The sequence below is a fragment of the Microbacterium petrolearium genome (assembly GCF_054782875.1).
This window is the reverse complement of sequence record NZ_BAAGRQ010000059.1, coordinates 1-881: the sequence shown is the minus strand read 5'-3', so window position 1 is coordinate 881 and position 881 is coordinate 1. Positions and strand designations below refer to the sequence as shown.

Sequence of the window (881 nt, the reverse complement as noted above, 5' to 3'; positions counted from 1 at the left end):
CTACGCCCACAAGACCCGGCCCGAGTCCGCCAGGGCCGCCCGGGATCGGGTGCTGACCGAGAAGATCGAGGAGGTGCACGAGAAGAACTACGGCGTCTACGGGGTCCGGAAGGTCTGGCACGAGCTGAACCGGCAGCGCGGCGGGCAGGACACGCGGGTGGCGCGGTGCACGGTCGAGCGGCTGATGCGCGAGAACGGGCTGCGTGGGTTGCTGCGCGACAAGTCCCCGCGCACGACCCGGCCCGCGGCGGAGACCGGCAGACCCGGCGACCTGGTCGAACGGGACTTCACCGCGACGCGGCCGAACGAGCTGTGGGTCGCGGACCTGACCTATGTCCGGACCTCGCAGGGGTGGGTGTATGCGGCGTTCGTGCTGGACGTGTACTCCCGCCTGATCGTCGGGTGGCAGGTCGCCACGTCGTTGTATACGGATCTGGCGTTGGACGCGCTGCAGATGGCGATCTGGCGCCGGCAGCACGAGGGCGCCGATCTGGCCGGGCTGACGCACCACTCGGACCGTGGAGTGCAATATCGAGCGATTCGCTATACCCAGCGGCTCGCCGAGGCCGGCGCCGTGGCCTCGGTCGGTTCCAAGGGCGACTCGTATGACAACGCGATGGCCGAGGCGTTCAACTCGCTGTTCAAGGCCGAGCTGGTCCGTAACAACGGGCCCTGGCGCGGCCTGGACGACCTCGAGATCGCGACAGTGGAGTACATCGACTGGTACAACAACCGGCGTCTGCACGGCGAGCTCGGACACATCCCACCCGCCGAACACGAAGCCCTACACGCCGCTGCCCACCCGGTCCCGGCAAGCCTGGAAACCAACTAACCAGCTCTCCACCAAACCCGGGGCTTGACAATCTACCAGTCGCTGTATG

At 67.7% G+C, this 881-nt stretch carries 1 protein-coding gene; it reads left to right on the top strand.

The window, feature by feature from the left end; genetic code table 11:
• Window positions 1–832, top strand: an 832-nt coding sequence (locus ACYVJ0_RS13575) for an IS3 family transposase (RefSeq protein WP_460818390.1), incomplete at its 5' end; no start/stop codon positions are given.
• Window positions 833–881: the final 49 nt, after the last annotated feature.